At 44.9% G+C, this 6,833-nt stretch carries 4 protein-coding genes and 2 pseudogenes; 3 read left to right on the top strand and 3 right to left on the bottom strand.

The genetic code is table 11. From position 1 onward, the window contains the following. Nucleotides 1-36: 36 nt before the first annotated feature. Both HQ41_RS09980 and HQ41_RS09975 read right to left on the bottom strand, forming a co-directional pair. A pseudogene (locus HQ41_RS09980) lies at nucleotides 37-1,282 on the bottom strand (IS5 family transposase). Between the two features lie 376 nt (nucleotides 1,283-1,658). After that, nucleotides 1,659-1,953: pseudogene (locus HQ41_RS09975) on the bottom strand (hypothetical protein); the annotation flags it as partial. Here HQ41_RS09975 and HQ41_RS09515 point away from each other — a divergent pair. The 3 genes from HQ41_RS09515 to HQ41_RS09740 all read left to right on the top strand — a co-directional run bounded on the left by HQ41_RS09515 (nucleotide 1,937) and on the right by HQ41_RS09740 (nucleotide 6,097). Next, nucleotides 1,937-3,309, top strand: a protein-coding gene (locus HQ41_RS09515; RefSeq protein ID WP_152567365.1) for an IS3 family transposase whose coding sequence is annotated in 2 segments (ribosomal slippage) — nucleotides 1,937-2,294 and nucleotides 2,294-3,309 — 1,374 coding nt in all. Because the reading frame shifts where the segments join, the coding sequence is not laid out codon by codon here. The pseudogene HQ41_RS09975 and the gene HQ41_RS09515 sit on opposite strands and share 17 nt — an antisense overlap. Before the next feature lie 734 nt (nucleotides 3,310-4,043). Next, nucleotides 4,044-5,921, top strand: a complete 1,878-nt coding sequence (locus HQ41_RS07015; RefSeq protein WP_235316929.1) for a hypothetical protein — start codon at nucleotides 4,044-4,046, stop codon at nucleotides 5,919-5,921. Nucleotides 5,922-5,953: 32 nt separating this feature from the next. After that, a complete protein-coding gene (locus tag HQ41_RS09740; protein WP_161780593.1) occupies nucleotides 5,954-6,097 on the top strand; it encodes a hypothetical protein in 144 nt (47 codons plus the stop codon). Nucleotides 6,098-6,308: 211 nt separating this feature from the next. On the opposite strand, the gene rplS is transcribed toward HQ41_RS09740, so the two are convergent. Further along, nucleotides 6,309-6,668 carry a 50S ribosomal protein L19 gene (gene rplS, locus HQ41_RS07010; RefSeq protein WP_044189729.1) on the bottom strand — a complete coding sequence of 120 codons (360 nt, stop codon included), beginning with the start codon at nucleotides 6,666-6,668 and terminating at the stop codon, nucleotides 6,309-6,311. Nucleotides 6,669-6,833 lie beyond the last annotated feature (165 nt).

Below are 6,833 nucleotides of genomic sequence, written 5' to 3'. Positions count from 1 at the left end.
TGAGGGAAATTTCCCTCAGGGATGGGGATTTTACGGTTATTTGACACCTTCAAGCACAAGCAGCCCTGGCATACGTTTGAGATTGTACGCCATAGCTTCAAGAATATTCTGTGTATGCGTTCGCTCTAACCCTCGGTAGCGACAGCGTCCCCCCAAGAACCACCGACGAATACTGCCAAAGGTCCGCTCTATCAAGCACCTTGTCTTACTGATCACACGATTGAATGCCTTCTGACTCTCGTTAAGAGTCTTCCCACGAATAGCCTTGAGCATAATGCCGTCCACCAAGCCACGACCAGCTAAGTACTCCGAATTCTTTTTGCTACAATAGCCTTTGTCGGCTAGCACACTTACCCCTGATGACAACTCGGATTTCTCGATCAAGGCGGGCAAAGCAACCGTATCTGCACAATTAGCCGGGGTTGTAATCAGGGCTTCTACTAAGCCTTGCTCATCGGTAAGCACGTGTTTCTTATACCCNGCACAATTAGCCGGGGTTGTAATCAGGGCTTCTACTAAGCCTTGCTCATCGGTAAGCACGTGTTTCTTATACCCATACCGATAATGCTTGCCTTTGCGCACCCAACGAGCCTCTGCATCAACACCGGGCTTACCACTTCTGAGTTCATACTGATAAGCCTCCTCTTGATCCAACGCCTCCTGCGAGCGAGTATCCTCTCTATCCTCGGCCACTTCTATGACCACGCTACCATCAGGGGCATAAGGGCTGTCTACAATGCTCGCATCCACAATGGCGCCTTGGTCAATGCGGCTAATGCCATGTTTCTTGAANGCTACCATCAGGGGCATAAGGGCTGTCTACAATGCTCGCATCCACAATGGCGCCTTGGTCAATGCGGCTAATGCCATGTTTCTTGAACTGCTTGTTCAGCTCTCGAAGGAGTTTATCCATAATCCCTAGACGCGTTAGCTCCGAGCGAAAGCGACTGATGGTGCTATGATCGGGAGAGGGATAGCCAAGGTCTAAGCCCAGGAATTCGCTGAAAAGCAGTGAGTCATTGATGCGTTCCTCAACCTCATAATCGCTCAAACCATACCATGTCTCTAGCAAAAGGATCTTGAACATCAGCAAGGCATCGTAGGCGGGGTTACCTACGGCATTCTGTGTCTTGGTGTACTTCTTGTTCAGCAGCGTGCGCATACCTCGCCAATCAACGCAAGCATTGATTTGGCGGAGAAAGGAGTGCTTCATACGGTCGCGACGAACCTGAGTATATACTTGTAGGAAGCTCGGAGCTTGTTCGGTTGGTTTGGTTGCCATGTCGATACAGTTAATTACATATTAAAGATATTAATAATCAGGGATATATGCAATATGTCTAACCGAAAAGAGGCAAAATACCGTGCAATGGTCTCACTATATCTTGTTCTGATGAGATATCCTGCATAAATAGATGGGTAAGGAACATCACCTACAAGGAAAGATTTGCCTACTGTCCCTCCTGTTCTTGCAAACAATATATCACCTTTTTGAAGCAAATATGTATCAATATCACTTTTGTTTATATGGCAGAATCGAACTTTTACCCATAAAACTTCACCGTCTTGAATGTCACTTATGCGCACCATCCTTATATCACCCGATTCTTCTGCAGGAGCGTTATATCCATATTGAATCGAATGAGACAAATTTCCCCAACGCTCCCATTGCCAGCTCTCAGGTATCTCAAATGGTATTTCGTCATCTATACAAACCACCTTTCCGTCTGCGAACTTCTCATAATAGGAATTGTCCTCACCACGGTAAATAATGGATGCGTTCTTGTCTCGCTTGATTTTTTTCTCTTTGATCAAGCGTTCTTTTTCCTGACGAATCTTTTCGAGCAATACGCTTGCTGGTTCGTCATTAGGGTCTTGGGGCACAAGTTTTCCCTGTATAGTGACGTGTACTGAAAAAAGTTGACAGTTGGGCGGGATGCAACCAGTATCCATTATGGGCAAACATTTAAGCAACTTTGAACGCCTTGCCATCCTAGAGGATTACCTCTCTGGGGAACAGAGCCAAGGTGCCATTGGAAGGAAATATGGCATCAGTCGTGGTCTTATTCCTCAATGGCTTCGTAAATTTGGACTCGAAGATAAAGTTCATCCAGTCCCAATGAAAGCGTCCCAATCCCCCCAGAGTGAGCTGACACTCAATGAAAAAGAAGAGTTAGAGCAACTACGTAAAGAGAATCGTGTCCTCAAGAGTCGTCTCAAGCGAGAAGAACTAGGGCATCAAGCCTATAAGCTACTTGTTGAGTTGGCAGAAGAAACCTACGGCATCCGGATACGAAAAAACTCCGAAGCCAAGTAGTTCACCGTTTATCAGAGCCGGAGCGTAGCCATCACATTGCTCGGCTCTGCGAACTGCTTGGCTTCAGCCGTCAGGCCTTTTATAAACGTCATCTCAACTATTTAGCTAGGCACGAGGAGGATGTTCTGTGCAGTAGTATCATCCAATATTGTTGGCACTTAAGACAAGCAGAGCACCTACCCCAAGCCGGCTTCCGAGAGCTCATGGTGCTTTGTCAGCAATACTTCGGCCCCAAGTTTACGCTTGGCCGCGATCGCTTTTGTGCACTACTCAGACGCCATGGTATGATGCTACGCAAACGGTCTGTGCGCCCTCGGACAACCAACTCTCGGCATAGGCTCTACAAGTATGAAGACCTGCTCAATACAGAGCCTAAGTTTGTGCCTCAAAGGCCGGGGGAACTCCTCGTAGCAGACATCACCTACGTGGCTTACCAAGATGGGTTTGCCTATCTCTCCCTACTGACCGATGCCTATAGTCGCTGTATCGTAGGGTATTGCTTACATCCGACCCTGGAAGTTGAAGGCTGTTTGAATGCTCTGCATCAAGCCTTTGCTTTCTACGATCAACATCAAATTGATACGACCAATATGATTCATCATAGCGACCGAGGCATTCAGTATGCCAGTAAGAGTTACACCGATCTGTTGCATGGGCGAGGCTGGCGCATCAGTATGACTCAGACGGGAGATCCTCTACATAATGCATTGGCCGAGCGGATGAACAATACGCTCAAGAACTCATGGCACATCTCCTCTTGGAAACAATCTTTTGATCAAGCACTCCTTTCTGTAGACCGAGCCGTGCGCATGTACAACGAGGCGCGTCCACATCAAGCTCTAAGGGCGAAAACGCCTATACAAGTCATTGCACCGGAGTCTGAAAATCCCTTACTGGCAAGGATCGAACATTGGCCGGAGATTGCCCCCGAGCTATACCGAAGAATGAATGTCAGACAAAAAGCTAACTTTACTCGTGTCAACCGAAATTAGACCTAAGGGTAAGGGCTGTCAACCTAATCTAGAATTATAGAAAGAACCAGTAAACCAATTGTAGAACGATCCCGCCCAACTGTCAACTTTTTTCAGTACACGTCANGGTAAGGGCTGTCAACCTAATCTAGAATTATAGAAAGAACCAGTAAACCAATTGTAGAACGATCCCGCCCAACTGTCAACTTTTTTCAGTACACGTCAATTTGCTATCTTTGACCCAAATTTGTCGGTTGGACACTGGGAAATATTATGGTTAGGATTGAATTTATTCAGGGGGAGGGTATACCATAAATTTTCCTGATATTTTGCAAAGAAATTATACAAGTTTATAGGTATTAGCAACTTGTGTTTTTTTTCGTTGTTGATGTCTGTCCTCTTCAAGACTCTTGTGTCAAGAGCCTTAGCTTCTTGGCATTCTAATGTTAATAGTATGTCAAATATTTTTATGTTTTATGGTTAATTTAGTAGGGAAAATTGGTAAAGGGTTGGGGGTATGTGCGATATTCCTCCTATCTCTCTCCTTGGCTACAGGGTGTAGCAAGGACACCTCTAGACTTGACGAGCCAACCTCGCAGGTCGATGAGAACACTCACTCAGTATCTTTGTCTATGTCGCTATTGGTTGAGGACGAAAGCTTTAGGGCACTTGACTATGATTTGCGCAAGAATGGTAAGGGACAGCTTGTACCCATGCCGATCTTCACCGACAAGCAGAAGGTGCCCGTACACACGATGATTAAGGGCAGCAATGGTGCTATCGCAGCTAAGACAGTCAATTGGATATACGATGCCGAGACAAAAACTCTACAACTCAAGCACGGATATGAAGGCAACGAGTTTCCGCTCTCCGACTTTAATCACGAAGGGGGGCGCAAATGGTACGTTACTGGCATGATTGGTGGTTCTTTAGGATCATCAGACCATACTGTCATTGTCAGCCCAACTAAAGATCTTAAAGCCGTTTCTAATCTGAACGATGAACTGGGGGCCTACGACATTCCCTATGCTTTCCCATGGACGGAGCTAGAGCTACACGTAGCGGGCGAGAAGGAAGGTAACTCATATAAGGAAGCTTACGTAACACCTTTGGTAACCTTCAGACCTCAGGGAGCCTTCATCAAGTATCAGCTAGGCAACAAGCAGGAAGATGCAACGAAGCCATCCTTTACCCCTAGTGGTTTTACTGTATCAAGTAATGACTTCGGTGATCAAGGTAAGTTTACCCTCAATACAGAACCTATCGTTGGGGGTATGCCAAGGTGGATTCCTGAAGCATGTGGATCAACAATGACCTATACATTACTTGGGGAAAAGCCTGTACTTAAACATGGAGAAAAAACAAATAAGTATTATTACGCATGGGTAATGCCTCGAGATAATGACATTGTGAGAACATTTGTGGTCATGCGCGGTGAAACTACAGGGGAAACTTCATTGACTCAAGCTTTCTTCACAGACTACAAAGCCAAGGGCAAAAATGCCAGAAGTGGCCGTATACACCTCATTTCGACAAATGTCAGTAAGCCTGTTTACCTTCCAATTGAATATGTCGCAGAATATAATCTTGCGGGAGGATCTTCGGTAACTGTAATATCCGACAGAGACAAAGATGACCAAAACTACATCGGAGATGAAGGGGAGCTACGCTTTGCCAATCGTAAACCAGATGGCACGACTGATGAACATGGGCACTTAAATAACCGTAGCGGCTTCTATCACTGGGAGGAAGTTTCAATAAAAAGTTCCCCTAATAGAGATATTAGAAACCAAGAAATTATTGATACAAATGGGCAGAAAATCACTCTAAAAAGCAAATATAGAATCCCCGAGTTAGATGATTGGTGGGGTATATTTCCTGCTCCTTATGAAGAAAAAAGAAGCTTAGAAAACATAGGTTTCAACTGGGATGGCACAAGCTATACAGGAAGATTTCCTAATCCCCACACTGCAATTAATCCACTTAGAACAAAGTGTTCTGAACATATGAAAGTAGGGGATGATACAGGCAACAATCAGCTATCTCGAAATTACACATCGGAGTATTCGTTACCTTTCTACCTAAACACCTCCACCAAAGATGGGGATGCGGTAGTTTATGCTCTACGATTTATGAAACAAGAGCAATGCCTAGACATTGAGAAGCGTATCTTCATTGAAGATGGCAACCGTTTCTATGCTTCCGCACCAGATAACAGCATGGCCTGCGCATATAGATTTCACCGTATCGGTCAACATGATACATGGGAAGACAGAAAAAGCATGACTCACCACCTAGTCATTGAGGTAGTATATCTTGGTGAAGATGTGGTATCAACGCCACTAAGTACTATATCCAATGATGCTTGGTGGAATAATAAGCGAAGTGAAAATAAGGTCTACAAACTTACTTTCCCTGCTGTGCGTGCGCTAACTAGCAGTGGACATTTAGTCGCTCAAGCAGGAGCTTCAAATCTCATTGAGTACTATTATTGGTCCACCTTGACACCTACTAATAATACATCAAGCGGATCTCGGACAACAATGACCGCAAATTTTGTACGTGGAGGATATTTCATGGTAAATACCTATAAGCTACCTGTGCGATTGTTTAAGAAGCATCCAAAGAATTAATGATTAATAGATTAAGATATAAGACCTAAGATATGAGTACGATCAATATCATTGTCAGAGAGAGCTATGCTGCTCCTGTCGCAGAAGAAGTGAATCTCAATAATCTGCAGAGCCTGCTGGTATCCCTATCTATCAAGGGGGAGATTGAAGACTTCGAGGAGGGCGAAGAACTGTAAAACGAGAACTTCTCAATTCCTCTTTAGAGGACAAATACAATAGAGTTATGGGGTGTGCGCCAAAACTGAGTTTGGGTGCACACCCCATAGCGTATGTTGTAGGGCATAAAATGTGAGTACCCTTTTGACGAAAACACAATAGCCGCAGGAGCATTAACTCTTGCGGCTATATGCAGAAGCTCGTAGGCCTCTATGGCTTGATCGTAAGGGCTTACTTAGCGATGTTCACACGGCGCTCCTTGATGCGAGCCTTCTTGCCTGTGAGTGCACGTAGATAGTAGAGCTTAGCACGACGTACCTTACCATACTTCTCTACTGTGATCTTGTCGATGAATGGGCTCTCTAGAGCGAAGATACGCTCTACACCTACACCTTCGGACATCTTGCGCACGGTGAAGTGCTTCTTTTCGCCATGACCACTGATGCGGATAACCACACCACGGTAGCGCTGGATACGTTCTTTACCACCCTCGCTAATGCGATAGTCTACAGTGATCGTGTCGCCACTGCGGAAGGCTGGATGCTGCTTACCAGTAGCAAAAGCCTCGTTTACGATTTTAATAAAGTCCATTGTCTTTATTTGCTTATTTTGATTAGTACTAAACTAAACGCAATATAACGGGTCTCTCTAAATATCCCGACAGAGATTGCGCAAAGCGACTGCAAAGGTAGTGTTTTTACCCCGAAAAACCACATTGATTGCAGATTATCTTTGTTATGGCAACTTATTTATCTG

The sequence above is a fragment of the Porphyromonas sp. COT-290 OH860 genome, assembly GCF_000768935.1.
In the GTDB taxonomy this organism is placed as follows: Bacteria; Bacteroidota; Bacteroidia; order Bacteroidales; family Porphyromonadaceae; genus Porphyromonas.
This window is presented reverse-complemented; position numbering and strand designations above follow the sequence as displayed.

Bases quoted from the DNA above. Each gene is read 5' to 3' on its own strand.
- HQ41_RS09740 (WP_161780593.1), top strand. From the start codon at position 5,954: ATGAGTACGATCAATATCATTGTCAGAGAGAGCTATGCTGCTCCTGTC.
- HQ41_RS07015 (WP_235316929.1), top strand. From the start codon at position 4,044: ATGATTAAGGGCAGCAATGGTGCTATCGCAGCTAAGACAGTCAATTGG.
- rplS (WP_044189729.1), bottom strand. From the start codon at position 6,668: ATGGACTTTATTAAAATCGTAAACGAGGCTTTTGCTACTGGTAAGCAG.